Source organism: Salinicola lusitanus (assembly GCF_003206045.1).
GTDB classification, from domain to species: domain Bacteria; phylum Pseudomonadota; class Gammaproteobacteria; order Pseudomonadales; family Halomonadaceae; genus Salinicola; species Salinicola lusitanus.
This window is the reverse complement of the sequence record NZ_PZJM01000004.1, coordinates 494,377-507,819: the sequence shown is the minus strand read 5'-3', so window position 1 is coordinate 507,819 and position 13,443 is coordinate 494,377. Positions and strand designations below refer to the sequence as shown.

Genomic DNA, 13,443 nt, shown 5'->3' with positions numbered 1-13,443 from the left:
TTTGTTATTCTAGGGAGGGAAGCGGTGGCCGTTCCGGCTGCCGAATCGGATCTCGGGAGGGATGACGTTGCAACTTCACTGTATCGATACCGGCGCACCGGACGGAGAGAGCTCGGCGTTACCGCTGGTCGTGCTGCATGGCCTGTTCGGTAGCGCGGACAACTGGCGCTCCCATATCAAGCAGTGGCAGGACGATCGTCGCGTGGTTGCGGTTGACCTGCGCAATCATGGACGCTCGCCCCACGTCGAGGGAATGCGGTATGCGGCGATGGCGGCCGACGTCATCGCGCTGCTGGACGATCTCGGCATCGAACAGTTCGACCTGCTGGGCCACTCGATGGGCGGTAAGGTCGCCATGACGCTGGCCCGGTCGAACCCGGCACGGGTGGCGCATTTGATCGTCGCCGATATTGCGCCTGTCGCCTACGATCACGGCCACGATGACGTCTTCGCCGCGATGCGACGGGTCGAGGCGGGCAGGCCGACCTCGCGGCGCGATGCCATGGCGCTGATGCAGGAAGAGATCGACGATGCCGCCACCTGTCAGTTCCTGGCGACCAATCTGCTTCGCGGCGACGATGGGGTCATGCACTGGCGCGTCGGCCTCGACGAAATCGGTGCCGGGTACGAGGACATCATCGCGCCACCAGACGGCGACCGGCCTTTCGAGGGCCCGGCGCTGTTGATTCGCGGTGGTGCCTCACCCTACGTGCAGGATCGTCATCGCGATACGGTCGAGGCGGTGATGCCCAACATCGAGTGGCAGACACTGGAAGGCGCGGGGCACTGGCTTCACGCCGAACAGCCCGACGCGTTTCGGGACGCCGTCAATCGGTTCATCGCCAACTCGTGACGGCGTGGCTTCTCGGCCGCGTCGGCATCATGCCAAGTCGATCTCGCCATCGATCGGGATCGGCTCGATCCTGCCGTCGGGCGCCGAGAGGAAGCGGTTGAGAATGCGGTAGGTGTCGATGTCGAAGCCGCGGGCGTCGGGGAGGGCCTGCAGGTTTTCGAGCCGCTGGACGCTGCCCTGATAGTGCCAGTGATCGACGACATGCAGCCCGACGTCGCCATCGGGCCCGCTCTCCCGGAAGGCGACGCGACCGGGCCACGGCCAGTTCTCGATACGCAGCCGTTCCATCGCGTCGCGTGCTCTCCGGGTGTGGGCCTCCCGAGGTTCCGCGCCGCAGCATGCGCCCAGACAGCGGCCGATCTGATAGCCAAAACAGCGACCCGCTCCTTTCTCCAGCCCCAGCACCTGGAGGCAGAGCGACTCCTGGTTGGCAATATCCCGCAACGTCATCTGGGCGTCGCGACGATTACGAAACAGGCCATGGAACCGGGAGCGAGCCGTGACCACCCACTGGCCGTCGGTCAGCGTCGGCTGCGCTTCGCCCTGGGGCCAGTTCCAGCTCACCATGCGTGTCCGCTTGCGAAGTTGCCGGTTGTAGAGCGGTATCCAGCGCTTGATCAGGTCCGCTTCCAGGAGTTGGGCCCCGAGGTCGCCGCTGGTGCGTAGCCAGGCGACACGCTGAGCCTGCGCTACCATCTGGGCGTGTCTTCTGGATACCGGCTGCTGGACATGGCTACGGACGCGGCTGCGGATGTCGACGCTCTTGCCGACGTAGAGCGGCAGCTCATTGCTGCCGAAGAAGACGTAGACGCCCGGGCGCGCGGGTAACGCGCCCAGGTCCTGAAGGGTCGTGCTGGGCAGGGTGCGGCTCGGATCCTGCCGCGGATCGTAGAGTAGCGGCTCGTAAGCTGATGATCTTGAAGTCATATCAACAATCTAGCCGATTTTTCGCTACGGCGCGTTGAGATCCACCGCCAGGCGAGAAACTGGGCTCTGCGCCTTGATCTGGGCCCGCTCCAGCAGAAACGCCTCGAAATCGCGATAGCGCTTGGCGTCCAGCGCGGCAGGGCGCAGCGCGAAACGGGGCAGGGTCGCCTTCCAGGCAGCGGCATTCAAGGGGGTGTCCAGCGCCGGATCGTAGCCGATGAAGCTCTGCCAGGCCTGATCCGGATGATTGATGATCCAGGATGTCGCCTCGCCAATGGCTTCCATGAACCGCCGGTCCGCATCGCGGTGCTGGTCGAGGGTTTCACGGTTGGCCACGAAGATCAGTTCGTCGTAGTCGGGGACACCCTGCTCCTCGATATAGAACGCCTTGCTCTCGACACCCTCCTGTTTCATCTGGGCCGGTTCGAAGTTGCGGAATGCCCCGGTCACGGCATCGACCTTTTCGCTGATCAGCGCCGGCGTCAGCGAAAAATTGACGTTGACCATCTCGACGTCATCCAGGCTCAGGCCGTTGTGCTCCAGCATGGCCGCGAGCAGCACCTCCTCGACGCCACCGACCGAGTATCCGATCTTTTTCCCCTTGAGCTGGGAGATGTCGTCGACGCCGCTGTCCGCACGCACCAGCAACGCGTTCAGCGGCGTCGCGATCAAGGTGCCGACACGGACGACGGGGAGCCCTTGGTCGACCTGGAGATGGAGCTGGGGCTGATAGCTGACGGCGAGATCGATCCGCCCGGCGGCGACCAGCTTGGGTGGAACGCTGGGGTCGGCCGGGGCCTGAATGTCCACATCCAGGCCACGTTTCTCGAATAACCCGCGCTGCTGGGCGATGATGATCGGCGCATGGACGGGATTGACGTACCAGTCGAGCATCACGCTCAGCGGGATCATCTGTGGTGGTGCAAGATCGTCGCCGGTCTCCTGCGCCAGTGCGGGCAGGGCGGAGGCCAGGGCGATCAGGGCCAGGCCCGTCGCCAGACTGCGGCGCCATAGATGGGAAAACGTCTTTGTCATTGCCTGTTCCTTTTTATCCATTGCTGTTTCTTCAGCCGTTTCGGCGCGTGGCGGTCGGCGGCGTTCACGTCTCACTGGTCGGGGGTCGTGCGATCCCGCTGCCAGGGCATCGCCACCCTCAAGGCCGCATCGACGCCGAAATAGAGCAGTACGGCGAAGGTGACGAGTACCACCAGCGCCGCGAACATCAGGTCGATCTGCAGCCGCGCGTTGGCGTTGAGCATCAGGTAGCCCAGCCCCTGGCTGGCGCCTACCCACTCGCCGATCACCGCGCCGATCGGCGCCGCGCTTGCCGCCATGCGCAGGCCAGAAGCGAGTGCCGGCAGGGCGGCCGGCAACTGGACCTTCAGCAGCTGTTGCCGCCGGCTCAGGCCGAAGGTGCGGGCCAGGTCGAGCCAGCCCTGGGGCGTCTGACGCAGGCCGTCGTAGCCGGTGGAGGCGACCGGGAAATAGATGATCACCATCGCCATCAGTATCTTCGGGCCCAGGCCGTAACCCAGCCACAGCATCAGAATAGGGGCCAGCGCGAACAGCGGAATGGCCTGACTGATCAACAGCAGCGGTAGCAGCGTTCGACGAAGGGCACGGAACCGGGCCAGTGCCAGTGCCGTTGTCAGACCCAGCAGGATGCCGCCGATCAGCCCTGCCACGATCTCGATGGCGGTGATGGCGGCATGATGAGCCAGCAGCCCGCGGTGTTCGAACAGCGCATTGGCGACAGCCGCCGGCGAGGGCAGGATGTAGCGTGGTACCCCGGTCAGGGTCAGTACCAGTTGCCAGATTGCCGCGAGCGTGGCGAGTGCCAGCAGCGGACGTCCCAACCGTCTCCAGAGCGCTCGATCAGGCATGCGCCTCCTCCCGCAGTTCGGCCACCAGTTGGGCCTGGCGCTGCGGCAGTTCGCTGTTGTCGAGCGGGCGGGGGCGGGGGCCTTCCGGCACCGGCATCGATACCAGTCGCGCGGGCTCTCCCTGCAGGATCAGGATTCGGTCGGCCAGGCGGAGCGCTTCGAGCGGGTCGTGCGTCACCATGATCACGGTGCGCCCGTCCAGAAGTCTGCTGGCAAGGTCATGGAGTTCCAGTCGGGTGATGGCATCGACGGCGGAGAACGGCTCGTCCATCAGCACCACGCTGGCATCCTCGAACAGGGTTCGGGCGAGGGCGACTCGCTGGCGCTGGCCGCCGGAGAGTTCATCAGGCCAATGGCTGGCCTTGTCGACCAATCCGACCTGGGCCAGCAGTCGCTCGGCGCGCTGCCGATCCCGAGCGGTGGGGCGGCCGCGCCAGTGGGCGCTGAGCATGACGTTGCCGATCACCCGGTGCCAGGGAACGAGAAGATCCTGCTGAGCCATCCAGGCTAGCCGACCCCTCAGCGGGGCACCATCGCTGGTATCGAGAACGAGATGGTGGTTGTCTGGCAGTCTCAGGCTGGCGATCATTCGCAGCAGCGAACTCTTGCCGCTGCCGCTGCGGCCCAGCAGGCAGGTCCAACTGCCAGCGTCGAATCGTGCCTGGAGGGCTTGAAACAGCGGGCGGTCGCCGAAAGTCAGCGAGGCATCGCGGACGATGAGTCCGGGCGGTGGCATGACAGCTCCCTGTGGGCGCGGGCGGAGTCATGCGAGAACTGCTGGCATTTCCTCCGCCGGTATTAGCCGGTTCAGGTTCCAGGGTTGTGCATGGCACTCTCAGCCCGTTGACCGGGCACCCCTATCCAGTGCAGTGGATTGTACGCCGACCAGCCCCGCCTGCCCACCGGCGCGGGGCTCACCGACAAGAGGATGACGTTCATTGCGGACCGATGATGCCCCGCTCCAGGCGGATTCCGAGCTGACTCGCCGAGTCTCTCAGTTGACCGGAAGGTCGCTGATGCCCCTGCCGTTGCGCTGGCAGGATAGCGCCAACTGGCTCTGGCGGAGCGAAGAGGCGTCACCGCAGTTGCTCAAGCTGGCCAGGAGAGCGCCGGCGAGCGATGGCTTCTGGTGGGGGATCCAGCAACTCTTCGGTTTCGATCGCTGGAGAACGCCCGAGGCATTGGCCCGGCTCCCATCGACGCTGCCGTCCCGCCTGCCGCTGTCGCCATTGCCGATGACCTTCATCGGTCGGCTGGGCAACGCGCCGCTCTGGAGTCTGCCCTGGTGCTCCGCCACGCCGCCGCCGATGAATGAGGCGTTGGCCGCACGGCTCGGGGCGCAACTGGCACGACTGCATCGGCAAGCGCTGCCCGGCTTCGGGCATCCCGCGGGCGACGTCTTCCCGCTGACGAGCTGGCCCCGGCGGGCCCGGCAATTCGTGGAGACGCACCCCAATCGCGGCTGGCTGGCCGAACTGCCGTCGTGGCCCTTGCCGTCGAAAGCCGTCTGGTCGCTGCCGGATCTGCGCAGCGACCAGTTTCTCGCCGGCGTGCAGGAGTGGCGCTGGAGCGACTGGGAGGCGCTGGTCTGGGCGCCACTGGAGTGGGATCTCTGCCTGCTCGAGCTGGTGCTGGAGAGTCGCGCCCAGCGCAATGCGTTCGTGGCGGCCTACCGGCGTGATCACGCCATACCGGATCTTTCTGGCTATCGTCCCGGCATGCGTTCCCTGGCACTGCTGCTGGCACTCCATGGCGAGCGGGCAACGACCCGAACCCTCCATCATCCATGCTGGCTAAAAGATTAAATTTGCAGTCCTTTTTCGCCACGCAACCGCATCCGTGCATGGCATACTAAGGTATCTCCAATTGATAACCGATGGTTGATGCTTGGATTCGATCAATAGCCTGTTTCTTGTCTGCGGGGCACTGATAGCCCTGAGTATTCTGGCCAGTCGCGTGTCATCGCGGATTGGCGTGCCTCTGCTCGTGCTGTTCTTGGGCCTTGGCATGCTCGCCGGCGAAGAGGGCGTGCTGGGGCTCAAGTTCGACGACTACTCCCAGGCTTTCCTGATCGGCCACCTGGCGTTGGCGATGATCTTGCTCGATGGCGGGCTTCGGACGCGGTTGCGAACCTTCCGCGTGGGCCTGAAGCCGGCGTTGTCGCTGGCGACCGTCGGTGTGTTTCTGACCAGTGGCATCATGGGACTGCTGGCCATGTGGCTGCTCGACCTGTCGCTCACGGAGGGCCTTCTGGTCGGTGCGATCGTCGGCTCCACCGACGCCGCGGCGGTGTTCTCGATGCTCAAGGGGCAGGGCGTCAACCTCAACGAGCGAGTGGGCGCGACGCTCGAGATCGAATCCGGTACCAACGACCCGATGGCGATCTTTCTGACCATCACGCTCGCCGAGCTGCTGACGGGCGCGGTGGGGGGCATCGGGGAGACATTGATGCGGTTCGCCCTACAGTTCGGGCTGGGGCTTGCCGTCGGCCTGGGAGGCGGCTGGATTTCCGCCAAACTGCTGCGCTGGCTGGATCTGGCTCCCGGGCTCTACTCGCTGCTGGCACTGGCGCTGGGGTTCTTCATCTTCGGGGCGACCAGTGCCGCGGGCGGCAGCGGCTTCCTGGCCATCTACCTCACCGGCCTGATGATCGGCAACCAGCCGGGACGCCACCTCAACCATATTCTTCCCGTGCACGATGGACTGGCGTGGTTGAGCCAGATAGGGCTGTTTCTGGTGCTCGGTATGCTGGTCACGCCATCGGAAATGATCGATTACGCAGTGCCCAGCGCGATCCTGGGCATCGCCCTGATCGTGCTGGCGCGTCCGGTCGCCGTCGTCGTCTCGCTGGTTCCGTTCTTCAGCTTTCGCTGGCGAGAGGTCTGCTTCATCTCCTGGGTCGGGTTGCGGGGTGCGGTCCCCATCGTGCTGGCCATCTTCCCCATGATAAGCGGTGTCGAGAATGCGACGCTCTATTTCAACGTGGCGTTCTTCGTGGTCTTGATCTCCCTGTTGCTGCAAGGCTCCACCCTGGCTCGGGTCGCTCGCTGGATGCGTGTGGTACTACCGGAGACCACGACGCCCGATCGTCGGGGTCAGTTGGGCGTGCTCCCGGAGAACGACTACGAGATGTTCGTCTACAAGGTCGAGAACGAATCGCTGGATGACGTGCCGATCCGCCTGCTGCGTCTGCCCTCGGGGACCCTGATCTCGGCGATCTTCCGCCAGCATGCCATGTTGCATCCCAAGGGCAGCACTCGTTTGCGGTTGGGAGACGTCATCTGCCTGATCGGGCGCACCGGTGACCTGCCGTCTCTCAACCGCCTGTTCAATGGGGAGGCGAAGCTCAAGCGCGAGCGTGCCTTCTTCGGTACCTTTACCCTGGACGGCGAAGCGCTCATGCAGGAAGTCGCCAGCGCCTACGGTTTGACCCTGAGCCCGGGGGAGCAGGAGATGACGCTGGGAGAGTTCGTGGCGCTGCGTGTCGGCGGTCATCCCGTCGTCGGGGATGACGTCGACTGGCACGGTTTTCACTGGGTAGTCAGTGAGATGGAGGGTAATCGTGTGACGCGGGTGGGGTTGCGCCTCTACCACTGAGACCGACGGCCGGCGTCACTCGACGTCGGCATCATCGGTGGGATTGTCCAGCCGTTTGCCGGTTTCGCGGGAGGTCATACTGTTCATGCTGTCGGCTCGCTTTTTCGCCTCCGCGGCTTCCGCGAAATGGCCCAGGCTGCCTCCCGTATCGCCATCATAGACCTCGTAGCATACCTGCTCGGGCTTGCCGGGCTTGTGCGTCTTTCTTATCTCGACGAATGGCTCTGCCATGATCGAATCCTCCTGAAGATGCATCGGCTATCGGGTTGGCTGTGGTGCCGACGTGGTACGGCAAGTGGATGGGGCTTGTTCGTCGCGAAAAAGGTCAGTCCGGGTCCAGGTCCCACTGCAGACCGAACTGAAGGCCATTGATCGCTTCATCAATGAAGCCCGCATTCTGATTGTCGCGGCCATCATCGGCCTGCTCCAGTGACGCCTGCGTCTGTGGGTCCGGCCATCCCAGACGCGCCATGCACAACTGATACTCCGGCTCACCGGCGATCTGATGCGTCTGACGTTCGCAGGTGTTGCTGTCTCGCAGAAAGTTCGTCGCCGTCAGTCGTGGCGTCGCCGACACACAGCCAGCCAAGACGAGGGGGACGACGAAGGAGATTAACGCTCGGTGCATTGTCGACATCACTGAAAGCTAGATGCAGAGTAGCACTGTTTACGAACTCATCCGCCCCCCTGATGAAAATTTCGCCGAGCGCCTCGATCAAGACTGTCCGCCTTGGTTCATGAAGCCAGTCCGGTCGTGGGGAGGCGCCAGCTCAGCAGAATGTCGTGATGGGTGATATGAATGACCCGAACCTGATCACTATCGTCGAACTGTTCGACGAGACGCTCCCATTCGTGGATGGGTTCGTGTGTGCCACGGCTAATCGTGACCTGGTGGAAGTGGTTGGCTTGCGCTCGCGAAATCAACTGCTCGATACGCCGGACGAGCCGTCTCTCGGGCGTCGGGAAGGGGATGATCATCGATCGCTCCGCAATAACTGTTCATGCATACAGTATCCGCGACAGAGGGCGTCAACACAACCGCTATCGGGCCGCAAGAAGAATCCCGTGAGCGCCTCCAGGTCTATTGCGGATGACTCTCCATGTACGACCGAATCGCAGCCATGGTGGTCTGCATGTCGTCGCAGAATGACTGGGAGGGCTGGAATTCCACGCCACTCGCCAGCTGCTTCATCTCATCGTCGTGGTTGGAGACCTGGCCGCTCTCGCGCAACCCTCTGGCCATGCTCGTCAGCGCCTGTTGCGTCTGCTGCGGGTTATCGCTGTTCGATATATAGGCGTCGATCTCCCGGGTCTGCGCGCTGACATGCTTCATCAAGCTATCCGACGAACACTCCAGCGGTGCGGCCATCGCATGCAGTGGCATGGCGGCCATGACCAGTAGTCCCGCAAAGGCGAATTTCACAGTTTGGTCCAAGGCGATATTCCTCATCAGATGATCTGTCTCCTTCGCTGATCCAGCTGGCTCGCGGTCTCCACGCGTTCCCGAGATGGGGGCGGGCGAGGGGGCGCTCCCAGAAACTAGGGCATTATCACGACATGGATAGTGTTCGGTTCGCTGTCGGCGATTCCCAGGTTGGTACCTCGAATAGCCGTTTCAAGCGCCTCGCGGATGGGCATCGTCCCGCGAATGCCATTGACCCGAATGCCAGCCGTCCTGGTCAAGTCGGTCTTCACGAAACAGCCGGTAGCATGCGCCAGCTGCTGTACTGTCTCGTCAAATCGCTGCGCCGGCGTCTCGTAGCGTGCCACCTTGTCACAGGCGTCCGTCGAGGCGATCGATGCGTCCCGGTCCGGGCTCGAACATCCGGCCAGGGCGGCGAGCGCAAGTGCAGCCAACACGGGTTTCATCCACTCCCTCCCTGCCGATGCGACCCTGTGAGTCACGAGAGTAGCGGCTTACGATCGAGGTGAATAGGCGCCGATGCCTCTGCCTCGGCTCGGAGAGGGCGGGCTGATCCTGCGCCGTTATACGGTATGAGGTTCAAGCGGGGAGCGCGCACGTGATCCGGCCTTTCCAAGATGACGGGTCTGGAGCGGTTTGACGGGGTCAGAAACGAAAAAGCCCCGCAGCGATGAGGCTGTCGGGGCTTTCGAATGTAAGGTGGCGGAGGGACAGGGATTCGAACCCTGGGTAGGCTATTAACCTACGCCGGTTTTCAAGACCGGACAGCCATACAATAAGTCGCTATAAGTGTCTGTTTTCATTTGCTAATCACGCCGGGCGCACTGTGATTGGAAACGAACAGCGGGGCATAGTGTGATTGACGCGCAAGCCGGTTCAAGACGATGTCACAATCGAATCACACGAGTATCACGCGCCAAGCCAGCCAAGGCTTGGCACGTGGTGTTCTTGAGCCTGCGGGCTAAAGCTAGTCAGATTGATGCCGATCATTGAGTAACCATTCAACTTGAGCTCATTGTGATGCCATCAGAAAAACCGAAGTGTCCCACTTGCGACACCGCTGATCATGTCTATCTGAAGAACACTGTTGAAAAAGCAGGCACCACAATCGGTGCCGGGGCGGGAGCTGTGACCGGTTATACAGGCGCCACATCCGGTGCTGCAGCCGGTGCGGCCATTGGTTCTTTTGTTCCTCTGGTGGGTACTTTCATTGGTGGCATCGCTGGAGGCATCGTTGGCGGATTGGTCGGCGCCGGTACTGGCGCCTATGTGGGCAATAAGGTGGGCGAGCAGGTCGACAAAGCCTTTAAGAATTACAGGTGCAACAAATGCGAGAAAGAATTCCAGGGTTGATATCGATCGGAATGGCATTGCTATGCATCTCCATTAAGAGCCGCACACCATGCCGCTCTGCTGGATACCCTGAATAGTCGCCGGTCCGATCCCGCTGACCCGACGTAGATCCGCAACGCTGTCCCAAGGCCTTCCGCCAATGATATCGCTCGCCCGCGCCGGACCGATGTTGGGTAGGGCGTCTAGGTCGCTGACCGATGCGCTGTTCAGGTCGATGCAGTGGCTACTGGATTTGGGTGCCGTGCTTTCGACTCCGTCCAACTCAGTTGCGGCATCGAACCCTTGCCGGGCATTGCCGGTTGTCACGTAAATCGGGGCGTGGTCCGAAACTATACTGCGTGCCGTCTTGTGATCGATGCCAAGTGCTTCCGGGTATCGCACGATGCCGGCATGTGTCACATCGAGCTCATCTGGCGCGTACCAGAAATTGTCATAGAGGTTGGCATACTGGCCGTCGGTCTCACTGAGCGTTGTCGCACCGGAGATAATCGCGGGGAGGGCGCCAGCATCTCGCAGCGGCTGCCATGCCCGATCGCTAGGCGCCAGGTTGTAGTCGCCGGCGATGATTCGAGAGCTGCCAGGATAGACCTCGCTCATCCAATCCCAAATACTGCCCAGCTCGCGAACCTCTGGCGTACGGTCTGAGCGACTGTCTCCATAGACGATATGCACGGTGGCCATTGCAACCGAGTCGCCGTTGTCGAGATCGCGGAACTCGGCAAGATACGGCTCGCGGGCGAACAGATCGCCGGGGTCGAGATAGACAACAGCGCCCTGGGTGTACTCAACAGCACTATCCCGCCACAGAAACGCATAGCTCTCACGGTAGGAGCTGCGTCCCACCTCATGCGATGACATCGAAGACCATTCTTCGCCGGTCTGCTTTTCGAGCTCATGCTCGAGCTCCGTAACCGCGTCCGCCCCCATCACTTCCTGCAATGCCCATAGATCTGCGCCTTTGGCGACGTCTGCCACGGCGTCGAGCCGCTTTCCGTTCTTCCAGCCTAGATGCTTGAGGTTCCAACTACCGATAGTAATATCGGCCGGTGCGGTAGAGGGCAGGGCGAGAGCGGCGATGAAGCAGATGATTTTCGTCGATCGAGTCATGCGGGTTCCAGCAACTGAATGGCTTCGCCGGGGCAATCTACCGGCCATTCATTCCGATGTCTTGCATTCATGTGAATTTTTCATGGTGCCCTAACTTCCTGCCCCGTCTCGAATTGTCACGATTCCGGCCGCTGCCTCTGATCTTCCATCTTGCCCATCGCACAAATTGGCAGGTACTGTACGTGCATACAGTATTCTTAGGAGCACGCTGTCATGACTATCCCCGTCCAGTATCTGGGCCAGCTCGATCAGGGCGCGCAGCCGGTGATGATCCCACTCGCCGCTGGCGAGGCCCGCGCCGGTTTCCCTTCGCCCGCCGACGACTATATCGAGGCCGAACTCGACCTGATCGCGCACATCGTGCAGCGGCCTAGCGCGACGTTCTACGTTCGCGCCGCGGGAGACTCGATGGAGCGCCACGGGATATTCAGCGGCGACATTCTCGTTGTCGACCGCTCGCTCGAGCCGGTCGACGGTGACATCGTCGTGATCGCCGTCGACGGCGAGATCACGTGTAAGCGGCTCGGCAAAATCGGCCAGCGCCCCTACCTACTGGCCGGCAACGAGAACTACAAACCCATCCCGCTGGCGAACGCCGAGTGCCATGTGTGGGGCGTCGTTACGCACAACGTCCACTCGCATCGGAGTGGCAAAGCGTGATCGGGCTGGTCGACTGCAACAACTTCTACGCGAGCTGTGAGCGAGTATTCCGCCCGGACTGGGAAGGCCGGCCGGTCGCAGTGCTGTCGAACAACGACGGCTGTGTGATCGCGAGGAGCAACGAGGCGAAGGAGCTTGTCGAGATGGGCGCACCGACGTTCAAGATTCCGCCGGCGGCGCGGCGCGAGCTTATTCTGGTCTCGTCGAATTACACGCTCTATGGCGACATGAGCCGGCGCGTGACGGCGACGCTCCGCGAGTTCACACCGGACGTCGAGATCTACTCCATCGATGAGTCGTTTCTCGGGTTCGATGGTTTCCCAATGGATCACCTCGAGGATCACTGCCAGCGGCTTCGCTACGTCGTCAGGCGGAACACGGGCATCCCGGTCAGCGTCGGGCTGTCGACATCTCGGACGTTGGCCAAGGTCGCCAACAAGCTGGCGAAGAAGATCCCAGTATATGAGGGCGTGTGCCTGCTAGAGCCAGACAGCGATATCACGCGCCAGATCCTGGAGGACATGCCGGTCACGGATCTCTGGGGCGTCTCTGGCCGGCTGGGCCAGCGCCTGAGTCAGATGGACATCGTCACCGCCTGGCAGCTGCGAGAGGCAGACCCAAAGCGGATCCGCGCCCGGTTCTCTGTCGTCCAAGAACGACTGGTCTACGAGCTCCGGGGCATCGACTGCATCGATACCGATGACTACGGCGAGCCGAAGAAGAACATCATGACCAGCCGGTCGTTTGGGCGGCTGACGAGCGACCGCCATGAAGTCGCCCAGGCGATCCGCGCGCACGCTGCCCGTGGCGCCGAGAAGCTGCGTAAGCAAGGCAGCGTGGCCCGGGCAATCCAGGTGCACCTGAAGACGAACAAGCACAGGGAAGACTTGGCGCAGTATCACCCCGCCCTGGTCGTGCAGCTTCCCCACCCGAGTAACGACACCCGCGTGATCGTCGGTACCGCCCAGGCGGCGCTGAAGCGCATCTACCGCGGCGGATATCGGTACATGAAAGCCGGCGTGATGATGCTGGATCTCGTCGACCAGGCTACCCAGCAGCACGATATCTTCGACTCTCCAGAGAGCGACGCCGAGCGTGAGCGATTGGCAAAGGCGTCGGCGGTGATGGACGAGCTGAACCGGCGCATGGGGCGCGGTACCGTGCGGCTAGGCGGAACCAGGGGAAAAGCGGACTGGAAGTTGAAAGCGGAGCTGCTGACACAGCGCTACACAACGCGGTGGGATGAACTGCCGGTGGCCAAACTGTAGGAAAAAAGAGGGCCGAAGCGCAAGCGCGAGGGCCCCCGGTCAGCACTGCCGATAGGTGCTGCTATCACGGCCCTCGCATCCGTACGTCCTTGGCACAGGGAAATCCATTTCCGGGTTCCTAGCGAGCATCCATCCGTGGACGAGCACAGGCTACGCCCAAAGAATCATTAGCGATACTGATACAGATTAAGTTTCGAAGGGGATTTGTAACCGTGCGTACAAGAAAGCCGGCTGTCTCCAGCCGGGCCAATCCACGCCGATGATCCAAGGCATCCTTGCCCAGCGTCCCGATTCACCGGATCGGGGACTCGGCGCCGGTCCCTGGCGCCGAATTCAATGTGGCTCACGAACTCGATTCCCGCCATAGAAAAA

At 62.5% G+C, this 13,443-nt stretch carries 16 protein-coding genes and 1 riboswitch; of the genes, 6 read left to right on the top strand and 10 right to left on the bottom strand.

From position 1 onward, the window contains the following. Nucleotides 1-61: 61 nt before the first annotated feature. Nucleotides 62-853, top strand: a complete 792-nt coding sequence (locus DOM45_RS09690) for an alpha/beta fold hydrolase (protein ID WP_110599899.1) — start codon at nt 62-64, stop codon at nt 851-853. Between the two features lie 27 nt (nt 854-880). Here DOM45_RS09690 and DOM45_RS09685 read toward each other — a convergent pair whose 3' ends face one another. The 4 genes from DOM45_RS09685 to DOM45_RS09670 form a co-directional block, all read right to left on the bottom strand. Further along, the gene (locus DOM45_RS09685; protein WP_110599897.1) at nt 881-1,780 is read right to left on the bottom strand and encodes a hypothetical protein; all 900 of its coding nucleotides are present in this window, start codon (nt 1,778-1,780) and stop codon (nt 881-883) included. Between the two features lie 24 nt (nt 1,781-1,804). Then, a complete protein-coding gene (locus DOM45_RS09680) occupies nt 1,805-2,815 on the bottom strand; it encodes an ABC transporter substrate-binding protein (protein WP_205909427.1) in 1,011 nt (336 codons plus the stop codon). Between the two features lie 71 nt (nt 2,816-2,886). Beyond that, nucleotides 2,887-3,663 (bottom strand): ABC transporter permease, encoded by a 777-nt coding sequence (locus DOM45_RS09675; protein WP_110599893.1) that lies wholly within the window; start codon nt 3,661-3,663, stop codon nt 2,887-2,889. After that, nucleotides 3,656-4,399: an ABC transporter ATP-binding protein gene (locus DOM45_RS09670; RefSeq protein ID WP_110599891.1), complete on the bottom strand. Its 744-nt coding sequence runs from the start codon at nt 4,397-4,399 to the stop codon at nt 3,656-3,658. Before DOM45_RS09670 ends, DOM45_RS09675 begins: the two co-directional genes overlap by 8 nt. A gap of 31 nt (nt 4,400-4,430) precedes the next feature. Beyond that, nucleotides 4,431-4,532: riboswitch (TPP riboswitch) on the bottom strand. A gap of 147 nt (nt 4,533-4,679) precedes the next feature. Between DOM45_RS09670 and DOM45_RS09665 the strand changes: the two genes are divergently transcribed. Together DOM45_RS09665 and DOM45_RS09660 are read left to right on the top strand one after the other, a co-directional pair. Continuing rightward, on the top strand, nt 4,680-5,468 hold the full coding sequence (locus DOM45_RS09665; protein WP_157958392.1) for a phosphotransferase family protein: 789 nt from the start codon (nt 4,680-4,682) through the stop codon (nt 5,466-5,468). A gap of 82 nt (nt 5,469-5,550) precedes the next feature. Next, the gene (locus DOM45_RS09660; RefSeq protein ID WP_110599887.1) at nt 5,551-7,260 is read left to right on the top strand and encodes a potassium/proton antiporter; all 1,710 of its coding nucleotides are present in this window, start codon (nt 5,551-5,553) and stop codon (nt 7,258-7,260) included. A 15-nt stretch (nt 7,261-7,275) separates the two neighbouring features. Here the strand turns inward: DOM45_RS09660 and DOM45_RS09655 are convergent, their stop codons facing one another. The 5 genes from DOM45_RS09655 to DOM45_RS09635 all read right to left on the bottom strand — a co-directional run bounded on the left by DOM45_RS09655 (nt 7,276) and on the right by DOM45_RS09635 (nt 9,129). Further along, nucleotides 7,276-7,491, bottom strand: coding sequence for a hypothetical protein (locus DOM45_RS09655; protein WP_157958391.1), 216 nt, complete (start codon nt 7,489-7,491; stop codon nt 7,276-7,278). Between the two features lie 94 nt (nt 7,492-7,585). After that, nucleotides 7,586-7,888, bottom strand: a complete 303-nt coding sequence (locus tag DOM45_RS09650) for a hypothetical protein (RefSeq protein WP_157958390.1) — start codon at nt 7,886-7,888, stop codon at nt 7,586-7,588. Nucleotides 7,889-7,995: 107 nt separating this feature from the next. Beyond that, nucleotides 7,996-8,238: a DUF1654 domain-containing protein gene (locus tag DOM45_RS09645; RefSeq protein WP_110599881.1), complete on the bottom strand. Its 243-nt coding sequence runs from the start codon at nt 8,236-8,238 to the stop codon at nt 7,996-7,998. Nucleotides 8,239-8,341: 103 nt separating this feature from the next. Beyond that, the gene (locus tag DOM45_RS09640; RefSeq protein WP_157958389.1) at nt 8,342-8,683 is read right to left on the bottom strand and encodes a hypothetical protein; all 342 of its coding nucleotides are present in this window, start codon (nt 8,681-8,683) and stop codon (nt 8,342-8,344) included. A 116-nt stretch (nt 8,684-8,799) separates the two neighbouring features. After that, nucleotides 8,800-9,129, bottom strand: a complete 330-nt coding sequence (locus tag DOM45_RS09635) for an STN domain-containing protein (protein ID WP_110599877.1) — start codon at nt 9,127-9,129, stop codon at nt 8,800-8,802. Between the two features lie 574 nt (nt 9,130-9,703). On the opposite strand from DOM45_RS09635, the gene DOM45_RS09630 reads away from it, so the two are divergent. Further along, nucleotides 9,704-10,036: a hypothetical protein gene (locus DOM45_RS09630; protein WP_110599875.1), complete on the top strand. Its 333-nt coding sequence runs from the start codon at nt 9,704-9,706 to the stop codon at nt 10,034-10,036. Between the two features lie 33 nt (nt 10,037-10,069). On the opposite strand, the gene DOM45_RS09625 is transcribed toward DOM45_RS09630, so the two are convergent. Beyond that, entirely contained in the window at nt 10,070-11,143 is a 1,074-nt protein-coding gene (locus DOM45_RS09625; protein ID WP_167404620.1) for a helix-hairpin-helix domain-containing protein, read from the bottom strand. A gap of 213 nt (nt 11,144-11,356) precedes the next feature. Here DOM45_RS09625 and DOM45_RS09620 point away from each other — a divergent pair, with 213 nt between their 5' ends. Further along, the gene (locus DOM45_RS09620; protein WP_110599873.1) at nt 11,357-11,803 is read left to right on the top strand and encodes a LexA family protein; all 447 of its coding nucleotides are present in this window, start codon (nt 11,357-11,359) and stop codon (nt 11,801-11,803) included. Beyond that, nucleotides 11,800-13,071 (top strand): Y-family DNA polymerase, encoded by a 1,272-nt coding sequence (locus DOM45_RS09615; protein WP_110599871.1) that lies wholly within the window; start codon nt 11,800-11,802, stop codon nt 13,069-13,071. The genes DOM45_RS09620 and DOM45_RS09615 overlap by 4 nt, the downstream gene beginning before the upstream one ends. Nucleotides 13,072-13,443 lie beyond the last annotated feature (372 nt).

What these genes read in the sequence shown, in the direction of transcription:
- DOM45_RS09645 (WP_110599881.1), bottom strand. Translation starts at nt 8,238, where the DNA reads ATGATCATCCCCTTCCCGACGCCCGAGAGACGGCTCGTCCGGCGTATC.
- DOM45_RS09675 (WP_110599893.1), bottom strand. Translation starts at nt 3,663, where the DNA reads ATGCCTGATCGAGCGCTCTGGAGACGGTTGGGACGTCCGCTGCTGGCA.
- DOM45_RS09655 (WP_157958391.1), bottom strand. Translation starts at nt 7,491, where the DNA reads ATGGCAGAGCCATTCGTCGAGATAAGAAAGACGCACAAGCCCGGCAAG.
- DOM45_RS09680 (WP_205909427.1), bottom strand. Translation starts at nt 2,815, where the DNA reads ATGACAAAGACGTTTTCCCATCTATGGCGCCGCAGTCTGGCGACGGGC.
- DOM45_RS09665 (WP_157958392.1), top strand. Translation starts at nt 4,680, where the DNA reads ATGCCCCTGCCGTTGCGCTGGCAGGATAGCGCCAACTGGCTCTGGCGG.
- DOM45_RS09650 (WP_157958390.1), bottom strand. Translation starts at nt 7,888, where the DNA reads ATGCACCGAGCGTTAATCTCCTTCGTCGTCCCCCTCGTCTTGGCTGGC.
- DOM45_RS09690 (WP_110599899.1), top strand. Translation starts at nt 62, where the DNA reads ATGACGTTGCAACTTCACTGTATCGATACCGGCGCACCGGACGGAGAG.
- DOM45_RS09670 (WP_110599891.1), bottom strand. Translation starts at nt 4,399, where the DNA reads ATGCCACCGCCCGGACTCATCGTCCGCGATGCCTCGCTGACTTTCGGC.
- DOM45_RS09625 (WP_167404620.1), bottom strand. Translation starts at nt 11,143, where the DNA reads ATGACTCGATCGACGAAAATCATCTGCTTCATCGCCGCTCTCGCCCTG.
- DOM45_RS09630 (WP_110599875.1), top strand. Translation starts at nt 9,704, where the DNA reads ATGCCATCAGAAAAACCGAAGTGTCCCACTTGCGACACCGCTGATCAT.
- DOM45_RS09620 (WP_110599873.1), top strand. Translation starts at nt 11,357, where the DNA reads ATGACTATCCCCGTCCAGTATCTGGGCCAGCTCGATCAGGGCGCGCAG.
- DOM45_RS09685 (WP_110599897.1), bottom strand. Translation starts at nt 1,780, where the DNA reads ATGACTTCAAGATCATCAGCTTACGAGCCGCTACTCTACGATCCGCGG.
- DOM45_RS09635 (WP_110599877.1), bottom strand. Translation starts at nt 9,129, where the DNA reads ATGAAACCCGTGTTGGCTGCACTTGCGCTCGCCGCCCTGGCCGGATGT.